The organism is Anaerobacillus sp. 63XJN7_5_ISO-PGPR-S23-430, assembly GCF_056173695.1.
This window is the reverse complement of the sequence record NZ_CM149686.1, coordinates 2,995,666-3,021,146: the sequence shown is the minus strand read 5'-3', so window position 1 is coordinate 3,021,146 and position 25,481 is coordinate 2,995,666. Positions and strand designations below refer to the sequence as shown.

At 38.6% G+C, this 25,481-nt stretch carries 25 protein-coding genes and 2 other annotated features; of the genes, 24 read left to right on the top strand and 1 reads right to left on the bottom strand.

The window, feature by feature from the left end:
* Positions 1 to 159 precede the first annotated feature (159 nt).
* The 4 genes from AC0VYJ_RS15910 (at position 160) to AC0VYJ_RS15895 (ending at position 2,227) form a co-directional block, all read left to right on the top strand.
* Positions 160 to 552, top strand: coding sequence for an FxsA family protein (locus AC0VYJ_RS15910; protein ID WP_194219301.1), 393 nt, complete (start codon positions 160 to 162; stop codon positions 550 to 552).
* A gap of 249 nt (positions 553 to 801) precedes the next feature.
* Positions 802 to 1,236 carry a MarR family winged helix-turn-helix transcriptional regulator gene (locus tag AC0VYJ_RS15905; RefSeq protein ID WP_430241413.1) on the top strand — a complete coding sequence of 145 codons (435 nt, stop codon included), beginning with the start codon at positions 802 to 804 and terminating at the stop codon, positions 1,234 to 1,236.
* 27 nt (positions 1,237 to 1,263) lie between these two features.
* The gene (locus AC0VYJ_RS15900) at positions 1,264 to 1,899 is read left to right on the top strand and encodes a nitroreductase family protein (RefSeq protein WP_430241411.1); all 636 of its coding nucleotides are present in this window, start codon (positions 1,264 to 1,266) and stop codon (positions 1,897 to 1,899) included.
* Positions 1,900 to 1,930: 31 nt separating this feature from the next.
* Positions 1,931 to 2,227 carry a putative quinol monooxygenase gene (locus tag AC0VYJ_RS15895; RefSeq protein WP_430241409.1) on the top strand — a complete coding sequence of 99 codons (297 nt, stop codon included), beginning with the start codon at positions 1,931 to 1,933 and terminating at the stop codon, positions 2,225 to 2,227.
* Positions 2,228 to 2,426: 199 nt separating this feature from the next.
* Here AC0VYJ_RS15895 and ytvI read toward each other — a convergent pair whose 3' ends face one another.
* Entirely contained in the window at positions 2,427 to 3,536 is a 1,110-nt protein-coding gene (ytvI, locus tag AC0VYJ_RS15890) for a sporulation integral membrane protein YtvI (protein ID WP_475365600.1), read from the bottom strand.
* Between the two features lie 137 nt (positions 3,537 to 3,673).
* Between ytvI and AC0VYJ_RS15885 the strand changes: the two genes are divergently transcribed.
* From AC0VYJ_RS15885 to infC, 20 genes are all read left to right on the top strand, one after another.
* Positions 3,674 to 4,141 (top strand): DUF441 domain-containing protein, encoded by a 468-nt coding sequence (locus AC0VYJ_RS15885; RefSeq protein WP_306558417.1) that lies wholly within the window; start codon positions 3,674 to 3,676, stop codon positions 4,139 to 4,141.
* A 254-nt stretch (positions 4,142 to 4,395) separates the two neighbouring features.
* Positions 4,396 to 5,511: a citrate synthase gene (gene citZ / locus AC0VYJ_RS15880; protein ID WP_194219306.1), complete on the top strand. Its 1,116-nt coding sequence runs from the start codon at positions 4,396 to 4,398 to the stop codon at positions 5,509 to 5,511.
* Positions 5,512 to 5,584: 73 nt separating this feature from the next.
* Positions 5,585 to 6,856, top strand: a complete 1,272-nt coding sequence (gene icd / locus AC0VYJ_RS15875; protein WP_430241403.1) for an NADP-dependent isocitrate dehydrogenase — start codon at positions 5,585 to 5,587, stop codon at positions 6,854 to 6,856.
* 47 nt (positions 6,857 to 6,903) lie between these two features.
* Positions 6,904 to 7,842, top strand: a complete 939-nt coding sequence (gene mdh / locus AC0VYJ_RS15870; RefSeq protein ID WP_475365599.1) for a malate dehydrogenase — start codon at positions 6,904 to 6,906, stop codon at positions 7,840 to 7,842.
* 86 nt (positions 7,843 to 7,928) lie between these two features.
* Positions 7,929 to 8,408 (top strand): MaoC family dehydratase, encoded by a 480-nt coding sequence (locus AC0VYJ_RS15865; protein WP_430241399.1) that lies wholly within the window; start codon positions 7,929 to 7,931, stop codon positions 8,406 to 8,408.
* 196 nt (positions 8,409 to 8,604) lie between these two features.
* Positions 8,605 to 9,321, top strand: a complete 717-nt coding sequence (locus AC0VYJ_RS15860; protein ID WP_283153890.1) for a response regulator transcription factor — start codon at positions 8,605 to 8,607, stop codon at positions 9,319 to 9,321.
* Positions 9,321 to 10,739 (top strand): two-component system histidine kinase PnpS, encoded by a 1,419-nt coding sequence (gene pnpS / locus AC0VYJ_RS15855; protein ID WP_475365598.1) that lies wholly within the window; start codon positions 9,321 to 9,323, stop codon positions 10,737 to 10,739. Before AC0VYJ_RS15860 ends, pnpS begins: the two co-directional genes overlap by 1 nt.
* Before the next feature lie 328 nt (positions 10,740 to 11,067).
* Positions 11,068 to 13,695, top strand: a complete 2,628-nt coding sequence (gene polA / locus AC0VYJ_RS15850) for a DNA polymerase I (protein ID WP_475365597.1) — start codon at positions 11,068 to 11,070, stop codon at positions 13,693 to 13,695.
* A 20-nt stretch (positions 13,696 to 13,715) separates the two neighbouring features.
* Positions 13,716 to 14,546: a DNA-formamidopyrimidine glycosylase gene (gene mutM / locus AC0VYJ_RS15845; RefSeq protein WP_475365596.1), complete on the top strand. Its 831-nt coding sequence runs from the start codon at positions 13,716 to 13,718 to the stop codon at positions 14,544 to 14,546.
* A gap of 65 nt (positions 14,547 to 14,611) precedes the next feature.
* On the top strand, positions 14,612 to 15,244 hold the full coding sequence (gene ytaF, locus AC0VYJ_RS15840) for a sporulation membrane protein YtaF (RefSeq protein ID WP_194219314.1): 633 nt from the start codon (positions 14,612 to 14,614) through the stop codon (positions 15,242 to 15,244).
* A 16-nt stretch (positions 15,245 to 15,260) separates the two neighbouring features.
* Entirely contained in the window at positions 15,261 to 15,854 is a 594-nt protein-coding gene (coaE, locus tag AC0VYJ_RS15835; RefSeq protein ID WP_194219315.1) for a dephospho-CoA kinase, read from the top strand.
* Between the two features lie 171 nt (positions 15,855 to 16,025).
* On the top strand, positions 16,026 to 17,054 hold the full coding sequence (locus tag AC0VYJ_RS15830) for a glyceraldehyde-3-phosphate dehydrogenase (RefSeq protein WP_475365595.1): 1,029 nt from the start codon (positions 16,026 to 16,028) through the stop codon (positions 17,052 to 17,054).
* Positions 17,055 to 17,560: 506 nt separating this feature from the next.
* The gene (speD, locus tag AC0VYJ_RS15825) at positions 17,561 to 17,950 is read left to right on the top strand and encodes an adenosylmethionine decarboxylase (RefSeq protein WP_194219317.1); all 390 of its coding nucleotides are present in this window, start codon (positions 17,561 to 17,563) and stop codon (positions 17,948 to 17,950) included.
* A gap of 152 nt (positions 17,951 to 18,102) precedes the next feature.
* Positions 18,103 to 18,492 (top strand): cytosolic protein, encoded by a 390-nt coding sequence (locus AC0VYJ_RS15820; protein WP_475365594.1) that lies wholly within the window; start codon positions 18,103 to 18,105, stop codon positions 18,490 to 18,492.
* Positions 18,493 to 18,565: 73 nt separating this feature from the next.
* Positions 18,566 to 19,024 carry a transcriptional regulator NrdR gene (nrdR, locus tag AC0VYJ_RS15815; RefSeq protein ID WP_404681390.1) on the top strand — a complete coding sequence of 153 codons (459 nt, stop codon included), beginning with the start codon at positions 18,566 to 18,568 and terminating at the stop codon, positions 19,022 to 19,024.
* Positions 19,025 to 19,097: 73 nt separating this feature from the next.
* Positions 19,098 to 20,444, top strand: coding sequence for a replication initiation and membrane attachment family protein (locus AC0VYJ_RS15810; protein WP_283154270.1), 1,347 nt, complete (start codon positions 19,098 to 19,100; stop codon positions 20,442 to 20,444).
* Positions 20,445 to 20,459: 15 nt separating this feature from the next.
* On the top strand, positions 20,460 to 21,392 hold the full coding sequence (gene dnaI, locus AC0VYJ_RS15805; RefSeq protein ID WP_475365593.1) for a primosomal protein DnaI: 933 nt from the start codon (positions 20,460 to 20,462) through the stop codon (positions 21,390 to 21,392).
* 101 nt (positions 21,393 to 21,493) lie between these two features.
* Positions 21,494 to 22,330: a putative sporulation protein YtxC gene (locus tag AC0VYJ_RS15800; RefSeq protein ID WP_475365592.1), complete on the top strand. Its 837-nt coding sequence runs from the start codon at positions 21,494 to 21,496 to the stop codon at positions 22,328 to 22,330.
* Between the two features lie 56 nt (positions 22,331 to 22,386).
* Positions 22,387 to 22,602 (top strand) — a binding site (T-box leader).
* 42 nt (positions 22,603 to 22,644) lie between these two features.
* Positions 22,645 to 24,582: a threonine--tRNA ligase gene (thrS, locus tag AC0VYJ_RS15795; RefSeq protein WP_194219323.1), complete on the top strand. Its 1,938-nt coding sequence runs from the start codon at positions 22,645 to 22,647 to the stop codon at positions 24,580 to 24,582.
* Between the two features lie 177 nt (positions 24,583 to 24,759).
* Positions 24,760 to 24,881, top strand: a sequence feature (ribosomal protein L20 leader region).
* A gap of 89 nt (positions 24,882 to 24,970) precedes the next feature.
* Positions 24,971 to 25,474, top strand: a complete 504-nt coding sequence (gene infC / locus AC0VYJ_RS15790; RefSeq protein ID WP_194219324.1) for a translation initiation factor IF-3 — start codon at positions 24,971 to 24,973, stop codon at positions 25,472 to 25,474.
* Positions 25,475 to 25,481: the final 7 nt, after the last annotated feature.

Genomic DNA, 25,481 nt, shown 5'->3' with positions numbered 1-25,481 from the left:
GGCTGTCGAGAAAATCGACAGCCTTTATTATTTAACTTATTTTGGGTATTCTTCACTGGGGATTAGGTTAATGGTGCAATTGAGTTCGAAAATTATTTTAAATCACGTATAATAGTGTTAACGGGACAATTTCCCGATTATGATTGAGGGAGCTATGTCATGTTTCGTATTTTGTTGCTTTTTATTATTATCGTTCCAGCTCTAGAGATCGCTTTGTTACTTCTGTCAGGAAGAACACTGGGACTTATTCCGACAGTATTATTGATTATTGGTACAGGGATTCTAGGGGCGTGGCTTGCGCGTAAAGAAGGGGCAGAAACGATCCAAAAGGTTAACAGACAAATGCAATCAGGCCAGATGCCTGGAGATGCTATTCTAGATGGTCTATGCATACTCGTAGGTGGTGTCGTTCTACTCACACCAGGCTTCATCACAGATGCAACAGGATTTTTACTTCTCATCCCGGCAACGAGAAAACCTTTTAAGAGATGGATTAAGAAATTCCTTGAACGTCGAATGAATAATGGTCAGTTTATGTTTATTAGAAGGTAAAAATTCTGCCTTAGAAACGTATAATGAAATGTCCTTAAGGAGCTTGAATACATATTCAAGCTCCTTTTCTATTGGAAGAAATAAAGTGTGATTTGACATTGTATAAACAAGTAAATTATATTAATTGATAGATCAATGGTTGACCTATCAATTAATTAAGGTTTTATTGTTGACATCAAGGAACTCATCTAGTATATTAGTTGATGAGTCAACGATTGACCCATCAACTGATTGAAGGAGGAGGATGCGTTGAAGAATTCTTGTTCAAATGAAGGCGAAATTTTATATCAGTTAAATGATATTTACAAGCAAATGAGCCCTAAATTCGAACGATGCACCGGCATCAGTCAGTCTCGCTTAGAGCTCCTGCATAAATTGTTTGAGGTTGATGAAATTAGCCAAACAGCATTGCAGAAAGAAGTGAATATTGATAGCGCTGCTGTAACGAGACATTTAAAGCAGTTGGAAGTGAAAAAAATGGTTGCTCGTCGTAAAAATCCAGATGATAACCGGTTTACCTTCGTGAGGTTAACAGAAGAAGGCAGAGATCGAATTGCATCTTTTCGGAAAGAGAAAGAGCAATTCATTCAAAAGGTACTAAAAGATTTTACTGAGCAGGAACAATCAGAATTATCGAATATGCTTAACCGTATTCAAAATAACATTAAAGATATTCAATACTAACTAGAAAAGTACTAAGGAGAATTAACGATGAATGCAACGAAAATAAATGACTTTAACGAAATTATTACAGGGCGCCGCTCAATCCGCCATTATGATCCATCCGTGAAAATAAGTAAAGAAGAGATGACTGAAATACTAACTGAAGCAACACTCGCACCCTCTTCAGTGAACCTTCAACCATGGCGTTTTGTCGTTATTGATAGCGAAGAAGGAAAGGCGACATTAGCACCACTTGCTAAATTCAACCAGTCTCAAGTTGAAACTTCTTCAGCAATGATTGCCGTTTTTGTTGATATGAACAGCCTGGACTATGCTGATGAAATTTATGACACTGCTGTACAAAAAGGGTATATGCCTGCAGAAGTTAGAGATCAGCAGCTTCCAGCGATTAAAGGGTTGTTAGAAGGAATGTCAACAGAGCAGTTTAGAGAAATGAACATCATTGATGGTGGTTTGGTATCCATGCAGTTAATGCTTGCTGCACGTGCACACGGTTATGACACCAATCCAATTGGAGGATATGAGAAAGCTCAAATCGCTGAAGCTTACGGTATGGATAAAGAGCGTTACTACCCAGTTATGTTGCTTTCAATTGGTAAAGCAGCAAATGAAGGCTACAAATCTGTACGCTTACCTATTGAATCGATTGCAGAGTGGAAATAAAAAATTTAAAATTGAAAAGAGGAAATGAACAATGATTATTATTCATGCAGGATTACAAATTAACCCGGCTAAAGAAGAAGAATTTCTTAAAGAAGTGACAACTTTGATTGAAGCGGCTAGAAATGAAGAAGGTAACATTTCTTATACACTTTCAAAAGAAGTTGAAAAAGAGAACACTTATAAAATGATTGAAGCTTATGAAGATATGGCTGCAGTCGATGCGCATAACCAAAGTGCTCATTTTCAAGCTTTTGTAGGTAAAGCACCAGAATATCTAGTTGCACCTTTAGATGTTAAAGTTTATGACGCTACTGAGATACAAAAATAATAATTAGTAGATAGCGAGAACCTTTCGGCTCTAGCATGGCAGTATCGTCTAAATGAGACGTTGCTGCCATGCTTTTTTTGCTTTTATTATTAAAGGAGATTTGATAGAGTCACCCAGGCCGATTTTTCTATTAGAGATTCATCTAATTGGTTGCGAGCAAAGGATGTAAGAACCACTAAAGTTAACAGTGTAATTAAACTTATACTCCTTTGATAAAAACCCAAATGTCCTTAAAAACATTTGCGTGATAAAGAGTTTTTAGTACCACGAGAAGAACTGGGCCGATGATTAGACCAATGAATCCAAATAGTTGGAAGCCTACAAAGAGAGCAATCAATGTTGCGAGAGGATCAAGTCCAATATTCGATGATAGCACTTTAGGCTCCATGACTTGCCGCTGAATCACGACAATTCCATAAAGAATAGAAAGTCCTATGGTCAATCCGTAGTTTCCGATTAAAAAGGAATAAATCATCCATGGCACGAAAACTGCGCCTGTACCAAGGTATGGTAGTAAATCGACAAGCCCAATGATAATCGCTATGGTAATCGCATAATCTACTCGTAAAATAAAAAGACCAATTAAAACGATAATTGCTGTCATTGAAATAAGGGTAAGCTGTGCTTTCAAAAAACCAAAAAGAGCGCGTCTTAAGTCAATATAAACGGTGCTAATACTTTCTTGGATATCAGTTTTTACTTTTAGTTTCATCCAATTTATGAACTTATACCAGTCTTTACTAATAAAAAAAGTGGCAAGCATAGAAAAGATCAGAACTGTTAGGATCGTAGGTAAGCTGACAATAAACGAGCGGATTCCTTCAACAAGAGATTGAAGTATATTCGTAAGGGTAGTTGTAATGGTTGTTCCAATGGACTGGATATTATCGAGTACTGTGGTTTGTTGATCTTTGTTCAAATCCTTAAATAATTCTTCAAGCTGATAATAAAGTGGCATGACGTGAGACACGAAAAGATCTTCTATGAATAAGACAATTTCTTGGAAATTTCCTGGTAATACATTTGCGAGGTATACAACGCCTTGTACAACTTCATTTACTAGCAGAGCAATAAAGGCAGCAAGGACTCCGATAAGGAATAGAATTGATAGGGCTACAGCGAGCGGCCTCGGTATTTTCGCTCGGTTTTCTAATAAGTCTACGAGAGGGTTAATTAGAAAAGCGAGCAAAAGAGCGATGACAAATGGATAAGCAAGATGCCAGATATAATAAAAGGAGATCAGAGAAACAATAATAAGAAGAATGACAAGTAGAAAGCGTAAGATTCTATGTATGTACTTCCAATTCATTTGAATCCCCCTTATGTCTTTCCTATATTTTACACCGGTTGCTTCGTGACAATCAATTGGGATTGAGGTGATCCGTGCTTAAATTCATAAAATTTGTTATACTATAAGAGTTCTGTTAGTGTGAAAGAGGGAGTTATATGACAATTATTTCACAGCCTACCATCTTTTTGCTAATCTTACTTGGGATCGCACTTGTAGCGAAGAATAGCTCACTGATCATTGCGGTAGTCGTTTTGTTACTAATCAAAGCAGTGGGATTAGGTGATAAAGTGTTTCCGATATTCCAATCCAAAGGCATTTCATGGGGCGTTACGATTATAACCATTGCCGTACTCGTTCCAATTGCTAGTGGTGAAATAGGATTTAAGCAACTTGGAGAAGCTGTCAAATCTTCCTATGCCTGGATTGCGATGGGGGCAGGAGTGTTTGTAGCCATCATAGCTTCAAAAGGCATCGTCTTACTTCAGAATGATCCGCATATTACGACAGCACTTGTATTTGGTACTATTCTTGCAGTTGCTGTTTTTCAAGGGATTGCTGTAGGTCCATTAATAGGAGCTGGAATTGCCTACATGGCTATGAAGATTGTCGAACTTTTTAACTGAACGACTGTTCAGGAAGGGGCGGTTGTGCAGTATTTCTTTGATTATCAATTCAGATTTTCGGCATGTGAGAAAAAAAGGAATTGATGAAATTATGCATATTCATTCACAAATATCAGAGAATTGTTTATAATGAGAACTGACGCACCAACTTGTACATAGGTTCTTATTTTTTTTGGAGCGTTTTAAAAGCGTTATCAAAGCAGAATTTTTAGAAAATATCAGAGCCAATAATATGGAAAAGGAGAGGGAGACGTATGACGACTACACGCGGATTAGAAGGCGTAGTTGCAACAACATCATCGATTAGTTCTATCGTTAATGATGTCTTAACATACAGAGGATATAACATCGATGACCTCGCTGAGAATGCTAGTTTTGAAGAAGTAATTTATCTTTTATGGAATGATAAACTTCCAAATAAGACAGAACTTGAGGAATTTACAGCTGATTTTGCCAAAAATGCAGCTATTCCTGAAGAAATCGTTGCTCAAATGAAGTCTTATCCAAGTGATAAAGTACATCCGATGGCAGCTCTTCGTACTGCTGTTTCTACACTTGCTTTATATGACGAAGAAGCAGATGATATGAGTGAAGAAGCGAATTATCGTAAGGCGATTCGTCTTCAAGCTAAAATACCTACTGTTGTAACCGCTTTTTCCCGGGTTCGTGAAGGAAAGGATCCAGTAGAACCTAAGAAAGATCTAAGCTTTGCAGCTAACTTTTTATACACATTAACTGGTGAGCTTCCGGAAGATGTGGCTGTGACAGCTATCAATAAAGCCCTAGTCCTTCATGCAGACCATGAACTGAACGCTTCCACTTTTACCGCTCGCGTATGTGTAGCTACTTTATCTGATATGTATTCAGGTGTCACAGCAGCGATTGGTGCTCTTAAGGGACCTCTTCACGGTGGGGCAAATGAACGCGTGATGGCTATGTTAAGTGAAATCGGCAGCGTTGATAATGTCGAACCTTATTTGCAAAATGCATTTGATAACAAAGAAAAGATCATGGGCTTTGGACATCGCGTTTACAAGACAGGTGACCCGCGTGCGAAGCATTTACGAGAGATGTCACGTCAGTTAACTGACCTTACAGGTGAAACAAAATGGTATGAGATGTCAACGAAGATGGAAGAAATCGTTACAAGTGAGAAAGGTCTTCCACCTAACGTAGATTTCTATTCAGCTTCTGTTTACCATAGTCTTGGCATTGACCATGACCTGTTCACGCCACTTTTTGCAGTGAGTAGAGTTTCTGGTTGGATTGCTCATATTCTAGAGCAATATAGTAACAATCGCCTCATTCGTCCACGTGCAGAATATATTGGTTCAACGAATCAGACATATGTAAAAGTAGAAGACAGATAGAAGAAAACTCAGGGAGGATCATTTCTTCCCTGTTTAGCTAACATAAAAGTTATTTCAATAGGAGGAATACAGAATGGCAAATGGAGAGAAGATTACCGTAAATAATGGTGTACTAAATGTTCCAGATCACGCAATTATTCCGTATATTGAAGGAGATGGGACTGGTCCCGATATTTGGGCAGCTGCCTCTAAAGTTATCGAAGGTGCCGTAGACAAAGCTTACGGAGGAAAGAAGAAAATTGTATGGAAAGAAGTATATGCAGGTCAAAAAGCCTACGATAAAACAGGTGAATGGCTACCAGCAGCTACTCTTGATGCAATTCGTGAATACATAATTGCAATTAAAGGGCCACTTACAACACCTGTAGGAGGAGGCATTCGTTCTCTTAACGTTGCACTTCGTCAAGAGCTTGATTTATTTACTTGCCTTCGTCCAGTTCGTTATTTTAAAGGAGTTCCTTCTCCAGTAAAACGCCCTGAAGATACAGATATGGTTATTTTCCGAGAAAATACAGAAGATATCTATGCTGGAATCGAGTTCCAAAAAGGATCAGATGAAGTGAAAAAAGTGATTTCATTCCTTCAAGATGAAATGGGTGCAAAAAACATTCGTTTCCCTGAAACTTCAGGCATTGGTATTAAGCCAGTTTCTGAAGAAGGAACGAAGCGTCTTGTTCGCGCAGCGATTCAATACGCTCTTGACGAAGGTCGTAGAAATGTAACCCTTGTTCATAAAGGGAACATCATGAAGTTCACAGAAGGCGCATTTAAAAACTGGGGCTATGAAGTGGCTGAACAAGAATTTGGAGATAAAGTCTTTACTTGGGCTGAATACGATCGTATCGTTGAAGAAAAAGGTAAAGATGCTGCGAACGAAGCTCAATCTAAAGCAGAAGGTGAAGGCAAACTCATCGTGAAAGATGCGATTGCGGACATTTTCTTGCAACAAATTCTTACTCGTCCAGCTGAGTTCGACGTTGTCGCTACAATGAACCTTAATGGTGATTATGTATCGGATGCTCTTGCAGCGCAAGTTGGTGGAATTGGTATTGCTCCAGGAGCAAATATCAACTATGAAACTGGTCATGCTATTTTTGAAGCAACGCATGGTACAGCTCCAAAATATGCTGGTCTTGATAAAGTAAATCCATCATCTGTTATTTTGTCAGGCGTTCTTATGCTTGAGCACATTGGATGGAATGAAGCAGCTAAGCTAGTTCTTGATGCCATGGAAAAATCAATTGCGAATAAAGTTGTAACATATGATTTTGCGCGACTAATGGACGGCGCAACAGAAGTGAAAACATCTGAATTTGGTGATGAACTAATCAACAATATGGACTAATTCAACAGACCACCAATTTTGAACTGGATTAAAGGAGTGGCTATTAAATGACAATGAAACGTAAGAAAGTTTCCGTAATTGGTGCAGGATTTACAGGGGCAACGACGGCTTTTCTACTAGCTCAAAAAGAACTTGCTGATGTAGTACTTGTAGATATCCCAAATCAAGAAGGTCCGACAAAAGGAAAAGCTCTTGATATGTTTGAAGCAAGCCCAGTTCAAGGATTTGACTCTAAAATCACAGGGACTTCAAGCTATGAAGATACAGCTGATTCAGATATTGTTGTTATTACTGCTGGAATTGCAAGGAAACCAGGGATGAGTCGCGATGATCTTGTGAATACTAATGCCAAAATCATGAAGAGCGTTACTCAAGAAATCGTAAAATATTCTCCTGAAACGACAATAGTTGTTCTAACAAATCCTGTAGATGCCATGACGTATACGGTATTTAAGGAGTCAGGTCTCCCTAAAAACCGTGTCATCGGGCAATCAGGCATTCTTGATTCTGCACGATTCCGTTCATTTATTGCTGAAGAATTAAATCTTTCTGTGAAAGATATTACCGGTTTCGTACTTGGTGGTCATGGTGATGATATGGTACCACTTGTTCGCTATTCATTTGCTGGAGGCATTCCTCTTCAAAGCCTTATTTCTGAAGACCGGCTTAATGAAATTGTAGAACGTACACGTAAAGGTGGCGGGGAAATTGTAAGTCTGCTTGGAAATGGTAGTGCTTATTATGCTCCTGCTGCATCTCTTGTTGAGATGGTTGAAGCCATTTTAAAAGATCAACGTCGTGTGCTTCCTACAATTGCTTATCTTGAGGGTGAATATGGCTATGATGGTCTATACCTTGGTGTGCCAACAATACTTGGTGGCGACGGGATTGAAGACATCATCGAATTAGATTTAACTGACGAAGAAAAGAAAGAGCTGGATAAATCAGCCGAGTCTGTTCGCAAAGTTATGACGGTATTAGGTTAATAATGCCATTAAAGTAGATCCGGTGTTAACCGGATCTCTTTTACAACATTATAAGAAAGCGCTTTCTTATATAAGGGGGAGTAGCTGTGCTTTTAGGGAAAAAACGAAAAATTGGACGAATGATTGAAGAGATTTCTGTTGGTGAAAAGCTTGAAGTATCAGAAAAAATAGAGGATCGAGATCTTCTTCTCTACCTTGGAATTTCCAACGATAACAATCCCCTATTCATTCAGCATGATTATGCCTCTATGACGCCTTTTAAAAAGCCGATTGTTCCGCAAATTATGCTCCTTGCTATCGTAACAGGTGCTATTTCTAAATATTTGCCAGGACCCGGAAGTAGTCTTAAGAAACATGAAGTGAAATATGAAAACCCGGTTCATCATTATGAGACGCTTCACTTCAAGTTTGAAGTCATAAACGTGTCTAAAGAAGCACATGAAGTCGTCATAGCTGTTAAGGGTGTAAACGAATCGGAGGATTCCATTTTAGACGGAACTTTCACTGTCAGCCCTCCATATCCTGCTAAACCACTAACAAAGTCAACTTCATTTGATAATTTTTAGAGCCCATTTTGGGCTCTTTTTTTGTAACGAAATTTCATACGTATGGAAAACGGTTAATATCGTGGATAGCTTAAGTTTTTCTTTTGCCTTTGTGAAAAAAATAGTATGATGAAAGTATTCAGGCTAAAATAAAGAAAACCGCCTGGTATAAGAATCGGTATTGATGAATGGGGAAATTCGTTAGGGGGATTTGACAATGGCTCAAAAAATACTAGTTGTTGATGATGAAATATCAATTTTAACATTGCTTCAATTTAATCTTGAACAGGCAGGATACGAAGTCGTCACTGCTGAAAACGGTGCTGAAGCTTTAGAAGTCGTGATTGAGGAAAAGCCGAATTGCATTATCCTTGATCTCATGCTACCTGAAATGGATGGATTAGAAGTATGTAAAGAATTGAGACAACGTCATATTCACACACCGGTGCTGATGTTAACTGCAAAGGATGATGAATTTGATAAAGTGCTTGGTCTTGAACTAGGTGCTGATGATTATATGACGAAGCCATTTAGTCCAAGGGAAGTAGTGGCCAGAATCAAAGCTATTCTCAGACGAGTGAAACAACTTGAGGAATCAAAGGCTGCTAGCCAAATGGAAGAATCCGAAAAAATCCAAGTTGGAGAATTGGAAGTATACCCTAATAATTATGAAGCATTCTTCCAAGAAGAAATTATGGAGGTAACCCCGAAAGAATTTGAGTTACTCGTTTATCTTTTACGTCATAAAGGACGTGTACTTACAAGAGAGCAGCTGTTAAGCGCTGTATGGAATTATGATTTTGTAGGAGATACGAGAATTGTTGATGTGCATGTTAGTCACTTACGTGAAAAGATCGAACAGAATACGCGCAAACCTGAATACATTAAAACAATCAGGGGTCTTGGGTATAAGTTAGAGGAGCCCTCAATTTAATGAAAAGATTTCGTTCACGCTTTCTTAATGCTCAATTTGTTATCCTCTTTATCGTATTTTCTATGATGATCGTTTTCCTTGGCAATTTATTTGAAGGAATTCTATTCGAGAGTGCTAGTCAGGAAGCTCTATCGAATATGTGGCTGATATTGATTTTTTCTTTTGCAGCTGCTTTTTTTATCATTATATATATTAGTCTTCGTATCTCCAATCAGTTAACGAAGCCCTTGGAGGGAGCATTAAAGGTTGCGAATGAACTAGCTTCTGGAAATTTCAAGGCAAGAACATATGAGTATAAACTAGACGAGACGGGACAACTTAGTCATGCTTTAAATATACTTGCTAGAAATTTGCAAACCATGACCACATCTTATGAAATTCAGCAAAATCGCTTAATGACACTCATTGAAAACATGGATAGCGGCTTAATTCTTATTGATTCAAAAGGTCATATTAATTTAGTAAACCGCTTTTATAAAGACACTTTTCAAATCCAAGTAAATGATTATATGGACCTGCTTTATTATGAGGCTATTCCTTATCGAGATATTATTCGTATTGTTGAGGAGACACTTCTTGTAGAACAAACAGTGCGTAAGCAGGTTGAGTTAGAAGTGGGAATTGAAATAAGGCATTTTGATGTGTCTGGTGCACCAATTCTTGATCAGGACAATAAGCTGAAAGGTGTTGTCCTTGTTTTTCACGATATTACAGAATTGAAGAAGCTCGAACAAATGCGCAAAGACTTCGTAGCGAACGTTTCTCATGAATTGAAAACGCCGGTGACTTCGCTCAAAGGGTTTGCTGAAACATTATTAGATGGCGCTATGGAAAATAAAGCTTTTAGAACTCGTTTTCTTACAATTATTCTAAATGAGAGTGATCGACTTCAAAGTTTAATTCAGGATCTTCTCGATTTATCTAAAATGGAACAAAAGCATTTCTCATTAAACTGGCAAGTTGTAGACTTAAAAGAGGTTATTGATGATTGTTTGTTAATGACTCAAAGCAAAGCAGAAAAAAAGGGCATTGAAGTGAATGTCCAATATGAGGGGAATCTTCATATTAAAGGAGATACAAATCGTTTAAAACAAGTGTTTCTGAATTTAATTGCCAATAGCATTACGTATACACCGGAAAAAGGCAAAGTTACGATTTCTGTTCAAGAGTCAAGTGACATTGTTCAGTTCATCATTTCGGATAACGGAATTGGCATTCGTAAAGAAGAACTTCCTAGGATATTTGAACGTTTCTATCGAGTGGACCGGGCTAGAAGTAGAAATTCAGGCGGAACGGGTCTTGGGCTTGCTATAGTGAAACACCTTGTTGAAGCACATCATGGTCGTATTGATGTGAAGAGCGAACTTGGAGATGGGACAACATTCGTGATTACACTTAACAAAGAGAGACATTTCTAAACTTTACGATTTCTTTACACTCTATTTATATGTCCTTTAAACTATTTCTGTAAAGTAACAATTGACCCCTTCATCATGACGAGAGCATATTTTTGAGACGAGTATAACTCGTCTCCTTTTTTTTTTAGATCATATTATGGAATGCCTTCTATACAAAATCAAAACTTTATTGAAAATGTTAAGTTGTGATTTTATTATGCTTTATTTGTTTATTGGCGCTTGTTTTTCTTTCTTTTTGCCATCGTGGTAAAATGAAAGGAGCAGGCGTCGCTTTTTATAATTTTAGCGATAATAAAACGTCTATATGAATGAAACGGGAGGATTTCGATTGAAAAACAAATTAGTATTAATTGATGGAAATAGTATTGCTTATCGTGCATTTTTCGCATTGCCATTGCTAAACAATGATAAGGGTGTATATACGAATGCGGTGTTAGGTTTTACAACGATGTTGCTGAAGATTATTGAAAATGAATCACCAACTCATATGCTCGTAGCGTTTGATGCAGGAAAAACCACGTTCCGTCATAAGACATATACAGAATACAAAGGTGGTAGACAAAAGACTCCTTCTGAATTGAGTGAACAGTTTCCTGTCATTCGTGAGGTGCTAGATGCCTTTAATATTAAGAGATATGAAATTAAGAACTATGAAGCAGATGACATTATTGGAACGGTATCAACCATTGCGAGTAAGGAAGATTGGGAAGTTAAAATATACTCCGGTGATAAGGATCTTCTTCAGCTAGTTTCAGATAACGTTCATGTTGCTTTAACTCGTAAAGGGATTACAGATATTGATACATATGACCCTGCATTTCTTAATGAAAAATATGGACTTTCTCCAGATCAAATTATCGATATGAAGGCGCTAATGGGTGATAACTCGGATAATATCCCTGGGGTACCAGGGGTTGGAGAAAAAACGGCTCTTAAATTATTGAAGCAGTTTGGCACAGTTGATGCGGTTTATGAGTCGCTTGATAAAGTGTCGGGCAAAAAGCTTAAGGAAAAACTTGAAGAGAACCGTGATCATGCCATGATGAGTAAGGAACTCGTAACAATATTTAAGGAGACGCCTCTTGAGCTTGGAATAAATGATCTGTCATATAGAGGATATGAACATGATGCTGTAGTTTCATTATTTAATGAGCTCGGCTTTAAAAACCTTCTTAATCGAATTGGTGGAGAGCAAAATGAGGAACAAGCAATAGAGGAATTGTCTTTTGATTTGGTTAAAGAAATTGAAGAGCATCATTTAATCAGTCCTTCTGCCATGATCGTTGAGGTAATGGAAGAAAATTATCATAATGCGGAAATACAAGGTATTTCTATTGTGAATGAAAATGGGAATTATTTCATACCAACCGAAGTCGCAATGTCTTCTAAGCTATTAAAAAACTTCCTTGAAGATCGATCTCAGAAGAAGTGGGTGTTTGATGCGAAGCGAGCAGTTGTTGCTCTAGGGTGGAAAGGGATTGCGCTAGAAGGCATTACGTTTGATTTAGTAATTGCTTCTTATTTACTGAATCCCTCTGAGTCAACGCATGATATATCTGCTATTTCTCGTCGAGAAGGCTTTTCAATCGTTTCCTCTGATGAATCGGTTTATGGTAAAGGGGCAAAACGCAAACTTCCAGAACAAGACGAGCTTGCAGACCACCTTGTTCGAAAAGCTTTCGCTGTTTTCCAATTAAAAGAGACACTTGAAGAACAGTTAAAAAAGAATGAACAATATGAGCTATTTCACGATCTTGAAATGCCGTTAACCCTTGTTCTTGGTGAAATGGAAACAAAAGGTGTATCCGTTGATACGAAATTCCTTGAGAAAATGGGTGCAGAGTTAAATGAGAAATTAAGCAAAATCGAAGCAAGGATTTTTGAACTTGCAGGTACAGAGTTTAACATCAATTCGCCTAAGCAACTCGGTGAGGTTCTATTTGATAAGCTAGAGCTTCCGGTGATTAAGAAAACAAAAACTGGATATTCAACTTCAGCTGATGTACTCGAAAAGCTTGAAAGTAAACACTATGTTATTCCAGAAATTCTTCTTTACCGTCAATTAGGGAAGTTGAATTCAACATATGTAGAAGGTTTACTAAAAGTGATCTATTCTGATACTGGGAAAATTCATACAAGGTTTAACCAGGCTCTCACGCAAACAGGTCGACTTAGCTCTACAGACCCTAACTTACAGAACATTCCGATTCGTTTAGAAGAAGGCCGTAAGATTAGAAAAGCTTTCATTCCATCTAATGAAAACTGGGTTATGTTTGCGGCAGACTATTCGCAAATTGAACTAAGAGTCCTTGCACACATCGCTCAGGATCAAAATTTAATCGAAGCTTTCCAACAGGATGAGGATATTCATACGAAAACAGCGATGAATGTGTTCAACGTTAACAAGGATGACGTTACGTCGAATATGAGAAGACACGCGAAAGCTGTTAATTTCGGAATTGTTTATGGTATTAGTGATTATGGTCTTTCTCAAAGTATTGACGTTTCGAGAAAGGAAGCTGGCGAATTCATCGATCGGTACTTAGAGAGTTTCCCAGGGGTGAAAAATTACATGGAAGATGTAGTTGTTAAGGCGAAAGAAGAGGGGTATGTATCAACAATGCTCCAGCGAAGAAGATATCTGCCCGAAATTAACTCAAGGAACTTTAATCAAAGAGGGTTTGCTGAAAGAACGGCAATGAACACACCGATTCAAGGAACGGCTGCTGATATTATTAAGCTTGCGATGGTTCAAATGGATACGCGATTAAAAGAAGAAAATCTAAAAACGCGTATGCTACTTCAAGTACACGATGAATTAATTTTTGAGGCACCAGAAGAAGAAATTGAAACGTTAAAACGGATCGTACCTGAAGTGATGGAATCTGCAATCAAACTGGATGTACCGCTGAAAGTTGATTATGAATATGGCTCCACCTGGTATGATGCGAAGTAGGCATCAAAGGAGAGGGAATAATGCCTGAATTACCAGAAGTAGAAACAGTTAAACGCACGCTCGAAGAATTAATCGTAGGGAAACGAATTACAAATGTATTAGTAAAATGGCCAAAAATCATCAAGAAACCTGATGATGTCGAAGCATTTAAAATGAAGGTGATTGGACAGACATTTAAGGGTGTAAGAAGAAGAGGGAAGTTTCTAAAGCTTATACTCGAGGATGATGTGATCGTTTCGCATCTTCGAATGGAAGGGAAATATAAGTTAACATCTATAGAAGAAGAGTTTGATCATCATACTCACGTATTCTTCACTTTTGATGATGGGACAGAACTTCGATACCATGATGTACGTAAATTTGGCACGATGCACTTGTTTCCGATTGGAGTAGAAGAAAATGAGTTGCCGCTTGCTCAGCTAGGTTATGAACCATTTTCTGATCAGTTTACCCCAGAAGTTTTACAACAGGGGTTTAAAAAGACTTCTAGGAAAGTAAAAACGGTATTATTAGATCAAACAATCGTTGTGGGATTAGGAAATATTTATGTGGATGAGGCATTGTTTAAAGCTGGTATTCATCCTGAGCGAGTGGCTTCAACGTTAAAAGAAAACGAAATTGAAGAGCTTCATGCTGAGATTGTGAATACGTTAAAAGATGCTGTAAACAAAGGTGGAAGTACAATACGTTCCTATGTAAATAGTCAGGGAAAAGTTGGAACTTATCAGGACAGTTTATTTGTCTATGGTAGAGCAGGTCAAGAGTGTAAGAGGTGCAATGGAGAACTTTCCAAAATCGTAGTCGGTGGGCGCGGTACGACATTTTGTCCTGACTGTCAGATAAATGAGTGATTCGTAGCGTTGGATGGGCTGCTTTCATATACTATTTAAGATTTTAGTATGGAAGGAGCTCGCCTATGTACTGGGTTTCTCTTTGTTTCTTAGCACTTGCAGTAAGTGTAGATGGATTTGGGGTCGGCTTAACTTATGGCTTGCGAAGAATGAGGATTCCTTTTAAGTCAATTCTCATTATTTCAATCTTTTCGGCGGTCTCCATGTTGGTCGCTATGGGGTTTGGGTCCCTTTTACAATTATGGATATCAGATATATTAGCCCAGCGTATTGGAGGCGGCATCCTTATTGCGCTTGGTGGCTGGGTGCTGTATCAAATGTTTCGTAACAATAAAGAAGCAGAAAAAACTGTTTCAGAGCGAATCCTTCTTCATTATGAAATTCGCTCGCTTGGAGTGGTCATCAGTATATTAAGAAAGCCGACAACAGCCGATTTTGATGACTCCGGTACGATTACAGGTATTGAAGCTATCATGCTCGGTGCAGCATTGTCGCTAGATGCCTTTGGAGCAGGGATTGGTGCGTCAATGGTTGGGTTTCCACCAATTGAAACTTCTCTTTTAATCGCATGTATGAGTTCGTTATTCCTGCTTTTAGGTCTTAAGTTTGGTAACTTCACTTCAAATATTAAATGGATGGATAAACTTTCTTTTTTACCAGGGTGTTTACTCATCATTCTGGGCTTTATGAGAATGTAGGAAAGGAGAAGATACGATGGATATAGGACTTACCGGTGGAATTGCTAGTGGAAAAAGTACTGTGGCAGAAATGATTCGCCGATATAACATACCAATAATTGATGCAGATGTGATGGCAAGAAAAGTGGTTGAACCTGGTGAGCCAGCTCTAGAAGAGATTTTTCGTTTGTTTGGAGAGGAAATGAAGGATGATAATGGTGGGCTTGATCGGAAGAAGCTTGGCTCTGTTATCTTTAAGGACGATGACAAGCGTAAGCAATTAAATCGTGTTCTTCATCCCGCTATTCGAAAAGGAATGCTTGACGAAGCTGCAGCTTATAAAGAACAAGGAAACGCTCACGTGGTATTCGATATTCCGCTGTTATTTGAAAGTAAACTGACTCATATGGTAGATCAAACACTTCTTGTCTATGTTAATGCTGACGTCCAGTTGAAACGATTAGTGGAGCGAGACGGTAGTACAGAAGAAGAGGCAACTGATCGCATACATTCTCAATTGCCTATCGAACAGAAGAAAAAGCTTGCTGATGAAGTGATTGATAATATGGGAACACGTGAAGAAACAGATAAGCAGCTTAGGAACATTCTAACTAAATGGAAAATCATTTAAAAAAATACGCCTTTCTGGCGTGTTTTTTTGTATTTATTTAGACGATTGCTCAGATATATGACGATTTACAAAAATAGTGTAAATTAATCTTTTCAATTGCATATTATATGTTATACTAATTTTGTGATAGGGGAAATAAGTATAACACATATATGGCGGGAGGAACGCTGGATGAAATCAAGAGTAGCGATTAATGGCTTTGGAAGAATTGGGCGTATGGTATTTAGAAAGGCAATTATGGAAGATAGTTTAGAAGTTGTGGCAATTAACGCTAGCTATCCGCCGGAAACGCTCAGCCATTTAATTAAATATGATAGCATTCACGGTACATTTGATGGAGAAGTAGTCCCTGTTGAAAACGGGATAAAAATTAATGGTAAAAAAGTTGTTGTTTTAAACAACCGTGATCCGAAAAGTCTTCCTTGGAAGGATATGGGGATCGATATTGTGATTGAAGCCACTGGTAAATTCCGTACAAGAGAAGAAGCAGCCTATCATATTGATGCGGGTGCTACCAAGGTAATCATAACAGCTCCTGGTAAAAATGAAGATCTTACAATTGTGATGGGCATAAATGAAAGCGAATACAAAAATGAAAAACATCACGTTCTTTCAAACGCTTCTTGTACAACCAACTGTCTTGCTCCTGTAGTACAGGTGCTTGATAAATCCTTTGGTGTTGTCTCGGGAATGATGACAACTGTGCATGCGTATACGAATGACCAAAAAAATATCGACAACCCCCATAAAGATTTGAGAAGAGCTCGCGCTTGTGGTCAGTCAATCATACCGACTTCGACAGGAGCGGCAAAAGCAATTTCTAAAGTTTTACCACACCTTGAGGGGAAACTTAACGGCATGTCACTTCGTGTACCTACACCAAATGTCTCACTTGTAGATCTTGTAGTAGATCTTGAGAAGGATGTGACAATTGATCAGGTTAATGATGCTTTAAAGGCTGCTTCCGAGGGACCGCTTCGAGGAATTCTTGGCTACTCTGATGAACCTCTCGTTTCCATTGATTACAACGGAAATGATCATTCATCGATTGTCGATGGACTTTCTACAATGGTCGTTGAGAATAAGAAAGTAAAGGTCCTTGCCTGGTACGATAATGAGTGGGGTTACTCATGCCGAGTTGTTGATATGGCGAAGTATGTGGGAGAAAGAATACCCGAGAGATTGAAAGCAATCGTATAGAAAGTGGGAGAAGAGGCGGTATATCACCGCTTCTTTTTTTATAAGCTTGTGTTATTGATAGCTCGATTTTTGTTCGAATCAATGGGTTGACACAGCGCGTAAATACTACAAAAATCAACAAGGCTCGTTAATATAGTCGGTATGTAAAATAACGTAATGATAGTACTCGCGAAATTCACATCTTAGTTAAAGGAGCAGTTAACGATAAACCAAATATATTTGAATGATTGAATCATACTACAGTTAATAGGATAAAATTAGTCATATAAGAATATAATGAGCTTTAATGCTCAATAACGACGAACTAACAAAAAGGTTCTTTAATTTATTCTTGCAAATCTATTTTAAAAGCCTTATACTATTTTTCGTGAACTTCTTTTATAGCAATTTGGCATTGAAAACTACTTAAAGGGTTAGGACCTCATCGGACTAACTTTCCCCCGTGGTGGATTTTCGATACCGCATGCTAATCAATGCATGAGTAAATTTAAAGGGGGAATTTTGCTATGGATACAATGGGTCGTCACGTCATTGCTGAACTATGGGGCTGTGACATTGAAAAATTAAACAACATGAAATTTATTGAAGAAACGTTTGTTGAAGCTGCTCTTAAGTCCGGTGCTGAGGTTCGTGAAGTTGCATTTCATAAATTCGCTCCACAAGGCGTTAGTGGTGTTGTTATTATTTCTGAATCACACTTAACGATTCACAGTTTTCCTGAACATGGTTATGCAAGTATTGATGTATATACTTGTGGAGATCTTGATCCGAACGTTGCGGCTAACTATATTGCTGATGCTCTCGGTGCAGATTCACGAGAAAACATTGAACTTCCTCGAGGCATGGGTCCGGTCAAACCTAAAGTTAGAGAAGAACAGTCAGCGTTTACTTCATAATAATACAATGATTGAAAAGGGTGCTCAGTGCACTCTTTTTTTATATTCACTAAGAAGACATCTCGCTTTTCCTATCGGTCCTATTCCTTTCAATGTGATTGATTTATCAGTCATTTATTGCTATTCTTAAAAAAAATAGAGGAGGACCTGGGGTGGGAATAAAAGAATTTTTTAGCAACCGTTCTGAAACTGGGGAAAGACATCCGAATGATGCTCTTAAAACCCATTATTTTAAAGCGACAAAGGAACAGGCTTTTACAGAAGCGAAAGCCGTCCTTCAACAACACTATAAAGGTGAAATCGTTACGAATTCTCCGGAGCGTGGAGAATTTGTTTTTCAAGTGAAAGGTCCTAAAAAGGCCCTTATTGTTGTAACAGTTGTCACGGTTCGTGCTTATAGAACTGCCGTTGATTTCTCTGTTTCAACAGAGACGCCACTTCCAGTTGATTTCGGATACAGTAAGAAAGTCATTGCAACCATTTATAATGATTTAAAAAAGAAACTTACGTTAATCGGAACAGGGATTTCTGAGCAGTTTTAAGGGTAGGTGTGTCTTGACACATTTTATGCTAAAATAGTAGTAGAAATCTTGTTCGTTTAGTGGAGATGATCTTATGCGTTGTCCCAACTGCAATCACAATGGTACAAGGGTGCTTGATTCTCGGCCGGTTCACGAGGGCCGTTCGATTCGTAGGCGCCGTGAGTGTGAATCGTGTACGTATCGATTTACGACATTTGAAACAGTTGAAGAAATACCGCTTATAGTAGTGAAAAAAGAAGGAACTAGAGAAGAGTTTAGCAGGGATAAAATTCTTAGAGGTTTAATTAAAGCCTGTGAAAAAAGGCCTGTTCCACTTGAAACTCTAGAAACAATTGTTAATGAAATCGAACGTGATCTTCGTAATCAGGGAGCTTCCGAGATCAGTAGTGATGTTGTGGGAGAGCTTGTTATGGATCAGCTGGCAAAGGTTGATGAAGTTGCTTATGTTCGATTTGCTTCTGTCTATCGTCAATTTAAAGATATTAATGTCTTTATCCGCGAATTAAAAGAATTAATTAACAGAGCAGAATAACAAAGGGGGAGCTTCGCGTAAGCTCTTTTTTTGTACGGTTTCAAAAATTATGAGGAATACAAAGGTGAAGCATATGCATTGGAAAGAACTTCTTCCTGTTGATACGCTTCAGATTGAAGCATCCGGACTTTTGCACGAGTATGATCGAAGAGTACTAACATTGTTATATCAACCTTTAATCGGGGCTCCGGCCTACAGTCTTTATATGACTCTCTGGAGTGCTCATGAGCAGCAGAATCATTTTGTTACAACAATGACTCATCATAATTTGCTACTTATGATGAGATGGGATTTGAAGAGAGTACTTGAAGAGAGACGTAAATTAGAAGGAATTGGCCTGTTGAAAACATATGTAAAAGACAGTGGAGATCCTAGACATTTTACTTATGAATTGCAAGCTCCTCTCACACCGGAACGCTTCTTCAATGATGGCGTACTGAATATTTATTTATTCAATCGATTAGGACGTAATCGATACAATGATCTAAAAAAGCACTTCACAGTGGAAAAGGCAGATCTAGCTGAGTATAGTGACGTGACTGCATCATTTAATGAAGTATACGATTCTCTTCACCCGTCTGAAATGACTGGTATGAGCGAAGTAGAAGAGGAAGTAACGATAGAGAAACGTGATGAAAATAAAGGCCTTGTTTTTACTTCTTCGCAATTCGACTTCGATATGATGAAGCAGCACATTTCTGATATGATTGTCACTGAGAAAATGTTTACAGAGTCTGTTAAGAAAACGATTGAGCGACTTGCTTTTGTGTATAAAATTGAACCATATGAAATGGGCCGGATTGTGGAACAAGCTGCAATTCACCATGACGAACTTTCTGATGATCTATTGCGAAAGGAAGTAAGCAGTTGGTTCGCGCTTGAAAATCGTGGCAAAGTGCCTGCTCTCCAATATAGAAGTCAACCTGTTTCTTTACAAGAGTTTCATAAGAAAGAACCTGAGACAGAAGAAGAGAAAGCGGCGCAGAGATATGAACAGATGACGCCATATGATATTCTTCAGCGGGCAGCTGAAGGGGGAAAACCTTCTGAAGCAGATATGAAGCTTGTGGAGCGAATAATGGATGAACAAAAGCTGACTCCTGGTGTTATGAATGTCTTACTTGATTTCATTCTAGAAACGCAGGATAAGAAGTTATCGAAGAATTATGTAGAAAAGTTTGCGAGTCACTGGGCAAGGGCAAGGGTAAAGACAGTAAGAGAAGCAATGAACCTTGCCATTAAAGAGCTTCAGCAACCGGCCAAGAAAAAAACAGGCTCTTCCAATCGTGGGAAACCTGCCGCTAGAAAAGACAAAGTGCCTGAATGGATTTCAGATCAAAAAGAACCGGATATGTCTCATGAGGAGCGATCTGAGAAACAGGATCAGCTTAAAAAGATGCTAAGTAAATATAAGAAATAAGCGGGGTGAACAAGAATGGAATCAATCCAGGAATCATTTAACAAGATGCCAGGCAATAAGAAATTCCAGGAACAGTACCAAGAGATGAAGAAGGCTATTATGGCCGATGAAGATATTCGTGCATTTATTGAAGAGCATGACGAGGTCGATGACAAAATAATTGATAGAAGTCTTGCAAGACTATATGAATATACAACACAAGCAAAGCGATGTGAAGGATGCCCTGGTCTCTCGAACTGCATTAATATGATGGAGGGGTACGAGCCTGAGCTATTTATTAATCGTTCGGTGATTGATATTCGCTACAACCGTTGTCCAACAAGAATTGAAGATGATAAGAACAAAAAGCGTAATCAGATGATTCAAAGCTACTATATTCCGAAAGAAATTCTTCAGGCTACCTTCGCGGATTTGGATGATGAAGATCCTGTTAGAATTGAAGCGATTGGGACGGCGATTCAATATGTAGAAGATTTCGTTCCTGGTGAAACCACTAAAGGGCTTTATATTCATGGAGGTTTTGGGGTAGGGAAAACGTTTATTCTCGGGGCTATTGCAAACCAGCTGGCGAAAGAAAAAGGGGTTCGTTCTCAGTTTATTTATACTCCGGATTTCTTCCGTCAAATGAAAAGCGCCATTCAAGATCAATCTATTGATGAAAAGCTTGATTATTTAAAAGAAACACCGCTCTTGATACTTGATGATATTGGAGCGGAAAATATCTCAAGTTGGGTACGAGATGATATTCTTGGAACTTTATTACAATATCGTATGACTGAGGGGTTACCAACTCTGTATTCATCTAACCTGGACTATGCTTTGCTTGAAGATCATTTAGCTTATTCCCATAAAAGTGGAATTGAAGAAACGAAAGCTAAGCGGATTATGGAGCGAATTAAGCACTTTACCACGCCTGTATTTTTAGAGGGTAAAAATAGACGAGTTTAAAGTCTTCCATTACGGAAGGCTTTTTTTTTGGTTCTATACATCATTTCGCATATTCTGCCATATAGATTCTAATGAGAAGGTAGTGGACAGGAGGGAATGCGTTGGTTTCGATAACATTTACTGATATAGATGACTTCCAATTTGTATTCGATCAATTGAACAAGTTCATTAAAATCGGTGACTCAGTCATTGTAAATGAAGAAGAGTTAAGTCTTTCTGTTGCGATAGGCCCATATGATACAAAACTGTGTTATCAGATTTCTCAATGCATTGCTAACTGTGTGAGTACCTTCTATGAGAAGCGTTGGATGGAACAGCTATTAACTTCAACGTATTATTATCAAGATAAAGATGAAATTGGTGAAATTACATCCATTGCTCGAAGTATTGGAGATGGGGATAAAGAAGACTATCCAGGTGCTCATCGCTATGCTAATCGAAGGGACGTACTGCTTCAGTCAACATTATCGTGTATTGAACAGGGTGGAACCATTTTGTTTGATTCTTTTTTAAGATTTCGAACGGGTCCTTATCGTGCTTTGCTAAATGAATTGATTGGAGAAGCGATTGACGAATATAAACTTGAACAAGAATATCAAAACTTCGTTGAAGGTTTAAGAATTCTATTGCGATCCAGGCAATCTCTTCAGAAAAAAGTAGTTCTTGTTTATGATAAAACATATCAATTATTTGATATGAATGGGTCACTATTAACTGGTATAGAAGGGAAGTTGGAAGATCTTCCTGTTGGGCTAACCATAGATGAGATAGATTCTGAAATTCTATTTCCCCTTCTGCTGCTTGCTCCAGAAGAAGTTTGTATTTACACGGATGATTCCGATGAGGGGCTCGTTCAAACAATCCGAAATGTGTTTGAAGAAAGGTTAAGTTTTTTTCCGTATCGTATGTCTAAACTATTTTTTTCAGGCAATCCTTAAAATAAGCTTGATTTTCATATGTACACTACTTATAATACCTACATACACGCATATACGTAATTGTTACGATAAGGACATGGGATGTGTTGTTAGCTTTCAGAGAGGGAAGGATTGGTGCGAACTTCCTAGCGAGACGAGCATACTTACCACCTTTGAACTCTGCCCTGGAAATGGGGTGGCGTTTCTGCTACGTTACAGCAGTCTGAGCCGTATAGGTTATTATCTTATGCGGGAAGCAGGGTGGAACCACGAGATCAACACTCGTCCCTTTTGGGATGGGTGTTTTTTATATGCAAAAAAAGGAGTGAAGAAGCATGGCTGAAATGGTAAAAATAACGTTTCCTGACGGTTCTGTAAAGGAATTTAATAAAGGGACAACAACGGAAGAGATTGCAAGCTCAATCAGCCCGGGCCTAAAGAAAAAGGCTCTTGCAGGAAAAGTGAATGGTGTTCTTTTTGATTTGAGACGCGAAATTGAAGAAGATGCTTCTATTGAAATTGTAACACCTGAAAGTGAAGACGGTCTTGAAGTGCTTCGTCATAGTACAGCGCACCTTATGGCACAGGCAATTAAACGCCTCTACAGTGATGTAAAACTAGGAGTAGGGCCGGTTATTGATAGTGGTTTCTACTATGATATTGACTGCCCTGTATCTATTACGCCTGAGGACCTGCCTAAGATTGAGAAAGAAATGAAGAAAATCATTAATGAAAATCTTGAAGTGAAGCGTATCGTTGTAAGTCGCAGTGAAGCAGAGAAAATGTTTAAAGAGATTGGCGATGAGCTCAAATTAGAGCTATTAGAAGCTATTCCTGCTGACGAACAAGTGACAATTTATGAACAGGGTGAATTCTTTGACCTTTGTCGTGGACCACACGTTCCATCTACTAGTAAGATTAAAGCCTTTAAATTACTTTCGATTGCAGGCGCTTATTGGCGTGGAGATAGCGAAAACCAGATGCTTCAACGCATTTATGGAACAGCTTTTCCAAAGCAATCTCAAGTTGAAGAATACCTTCATCTTTTAGAAGAAGCTAAAGAACGTGATCACCGCAAACTCGGTAAAGAACTTAAGCTATTTACTATTTCCCAAGAGGTAGGACAGGGACTTCCGATTTGGTTGCCAAGAGGGGCGACTATTCGTCGGACGATTGAACGATATATTGTAGATCTTGAGGAACGTCTTGGGTATAACCATGTATATACACCTCACCTTGCAAATGTTGATCTATATAAAACAAGTGGTCACTGGGATCACTATCAGGATGATATGTACCCTCCGATGAAAATGGATGAAACAGAAGAACTTGTTCTTCGTCCAATGAATTGCCCGCATCATATGATGATTTATAAAAACGATCTGAAAAGCTATCGTAGTCTTCCATACCGCGTTGCGGAGCTTGGAACAATGCATCGATATGAAATGTCTGGAGCGCTAGCAGGTCTTCAGCGCGTACGTTCGATGACGCTAAATGACGCTCACATCTTCTGTCGTCCTGATCAAATCAAGCAAGAATTTATTGAAGTTGTCGAGCTTATCCAGGAAGTTTATAAAGACTTTAACATCAGTGACTACTCATTCCGTCTTTCTTATCGCGATCCAGCAGATAAGAAAAAATATATCGACAATGATGAAATGTGGGAAAAAGCACAAAGAATGCTTAAAGAAGCAATGGATGACCTAAACGTCGAATATGTGGAAGCTGAAGGCGAAGCGGCGTTTTATGGTCCGAAATTGGATGTTCAGGTGAAAACAGCTCTAGGTAAAGAGGAAACTCTTTCGACTGTTCAACTTGACTTCCTACTTCCAGAGCGATTTGATCTATCTTATATTGGTGAAGATGGCAACCACCATCGTCCAGTTGTTATTCATCGCGGCGTTGTTTCTACAATGGAACGCTTCGTAGCATTCTTAATTGAAGAATACAAAGGAGCATTTCCAACTTGGCTTTCACCTATCCAGGCGGAGATTATTCCGGTATCAGAAGTTCACTTAGAATATGCGAAGAACGTTCAGAAAAAACTTCAGCGTGCAGGAATTCGTGTCGAGGTTGACGAACGCAATGAAAAGATTGGTTACAAAATTCGTGAAGCTCAAATGCAGAAAATTCCTTACATGCTCGTAGTAGGTGATAAAGAGGTTGAAGGTGAAGCGGTTAACGTACGCCGCTATAGCCAGCAGGATTCTGAGACTGTTTCATTGAATGATTTCACAGCTAGAATTGAAGAAGAAATTAAACAGAAGAAGTAATGTAAGACCGGCATAATTGCCGGTCTTTTATTAATATAGAAAAGAAATTTACAAAAAACACTTGTCACAAAGGGAAAGATTCGTTATGATAATCAAGTGCACTTCGAACGAATCTTATCACCTTGACATACATTTGGTCAGCATGGTATACTGTCTTAGGTAATTAAATATCGGAAACAAAGCAAGCAGAAGCGCCCGCTTCTCACCTGATTGACGCCGTAACTGGTAGTTTGCAGGTACACTGTTCTTATAATTGTGTAATGTGTGGGTGCCGTATGCGCCGACGCTTTTTTTATGCTTTGAACCGGATATAAACCATTTAATGACATCATGTTAGATGATCATCATCGAACAATAACCATGGAGGTGGCTGATTATTAGTAGAGATATGAACGTCAATGAGGGCATTCGTGCTCGGGAAGTACGTCTAGTTGGTGCAGACGGAAACCAAATTGGTGTGAAATCCAAAACTGAGGCATTAGATATGGCTCGTAATGCAAATCTTGATCTTGTAATGGTTGCTCCAAACGCGAAACCTCCTGTTTGTCGCATTATGGACTACGGAAAGTTCCGCTATGAGCAGCAGAAGAAAGAGAAAGAAGCGCGTAAGAAACAAAAGATCATTACCGTTAAAGAAGTTCGCTTGAGCCCGAACATTGAAGAACACGACTTCAATACGAAGCTTCGTAATGCACGTAAGTTTCTTGAAAAAGGCGACAAAGTGAAAGCATCGATCCGTTTCCGCGGACGTATGATTACACACTCTGATATCGGTAAAAAGGTGCTTGAGCACCTAGCAGAAGATTGCAAAGATATTGCAACTGTTGAGTCCAAACCAAAAATGGAAGGACGCAGCATGTTCCTAATCTTGGCACCTATCGCAGAAAAGTAATTCTTGA

Coding starts and splice junctions, on each gene's coding strand:
- AC0VYJ_RS15910 (WP_194219301.1), top strand. CDS start 160: ATGTTTCGTATTTTGTTGCTTTTTATTATTATCGTTCCAGCTCTAGAG.
- AC0VYJ_RS15860 (WP_283153890.1), top strand. CDS start 8,605: ATGGCTCAAAAAATACTAGTTGTTGATGATGAAATATCAATTTTAACA.
- pnpS (WP_475365598.1), top strand. CDS start 9,321: ATGAAAAGATTTCGTTCACGCTTTCTTAATGCTCAATTTGTTATCCTC.
- ytvI (WP_475365600.1), bottom strand. CDS start 3,536: ATGAATTGGAAGTACATACATAGAATCTTACGCTTTCTACTTGTCATT.
- mdh (WP_475365599.1), top strand. CDS start 6,904: ATGACAATGAAACGTAAGAAAGTTTCCGTAATTGGTGCAGGATTTACA.
- AC0VYJ_RS15810 (WP_283154270.1), top strand. CDS start 19,098: ATGCATTGGAAAGAACTTCTTCCTGTTGATACGCTTCAGATTGAAGCA.
- ytaF (WP_194219314.1), top strand. CDS start 14,612: ATGTACTGGGTTTCTCTTTGTTTCTTAGCACTTGCAGTAAGTGTAGAT.
- speD (WP_194219317.1), top strand. CDS start 17,561: ATGGATACAATGGGTCGTCACGTCATTGCTGAACTATGGGGCTGTGAC.
- coaE (WP_194219315.1), top strand. CDS start 15,261: ATGGATATAGGACTTACCGGTGGAATTGCTAGTGGAAAAAGTACTGTG.
- AC0VYJ_RS15895 (WP_430241409.1), top strand. CDS start 1,931: ATGATTATTATTCATGCAGGATTACAAATTAACCCGGCTAAAGAAGAA.
- nrdR (WP_404681390.1), top strand. CDS start 18,566: ATGCGTTGTCCCAACTGCAATCACAATGGTACAAGGGTGCTTGATTCT.
- mutM (WP_475365596.1), top strand. CDS start 13,716: ATGCCTGAATTACCAGAAGTAGAAACAGTTAAACGCACGCTCGAAGAA.
- dnaI (WP_475365593.1), top strand. CDS start 20,460: ATGGAATCAATCCAGGAATCATTTAACAAGATGCCAGGCAATAAGAAA.
- icd (WP_430241403.1), top strand. CDS start 5,585: ATGGCAAATGGAGAGAAGATTACCGTAAATAATGGTGTACTAAATGTT.
- AC0VYJ_RS15900 (WP_430241411.1), top strand. CDS start 1,264: ATGAATGCAACGAAAATAAATGACTTTAACGAAATTATTACAGGGCGC.
- infC (WP_194219324.1), top strand. CDS start 24,971: ATGAACGTCAATGAGGGCATTCGTGCTCGGGAAGTACGTCTAGTTGGT.
- thrS (WP_194219323.1), top strand. CDS start 22,645: ATGGCTGAAATGGTAAAAATAACGTTTCCTGACGGTTCTGTAAAGGAA.
- citZ (WP_194219306.1), top strand. CDS start 4,396: ATGACGACTACACGCGGATTAGAAGGCGTAGTTGCAACAACATCATCG.
- AC0VYJ_RS15830 (WP_475365595.1), top strand. CDS start 16,026: ATGAAATCAAGAGTAGCGATTAATGGCTTTGGAAGAATTGGGCGTATG.
- AC0VYJ_RS15885 (WP_306558417.1), top strand. CDS start 3,674: ATGACAATTATTTCACAGCCTACCATCTTTTTGCTAATCTTACTTGGG.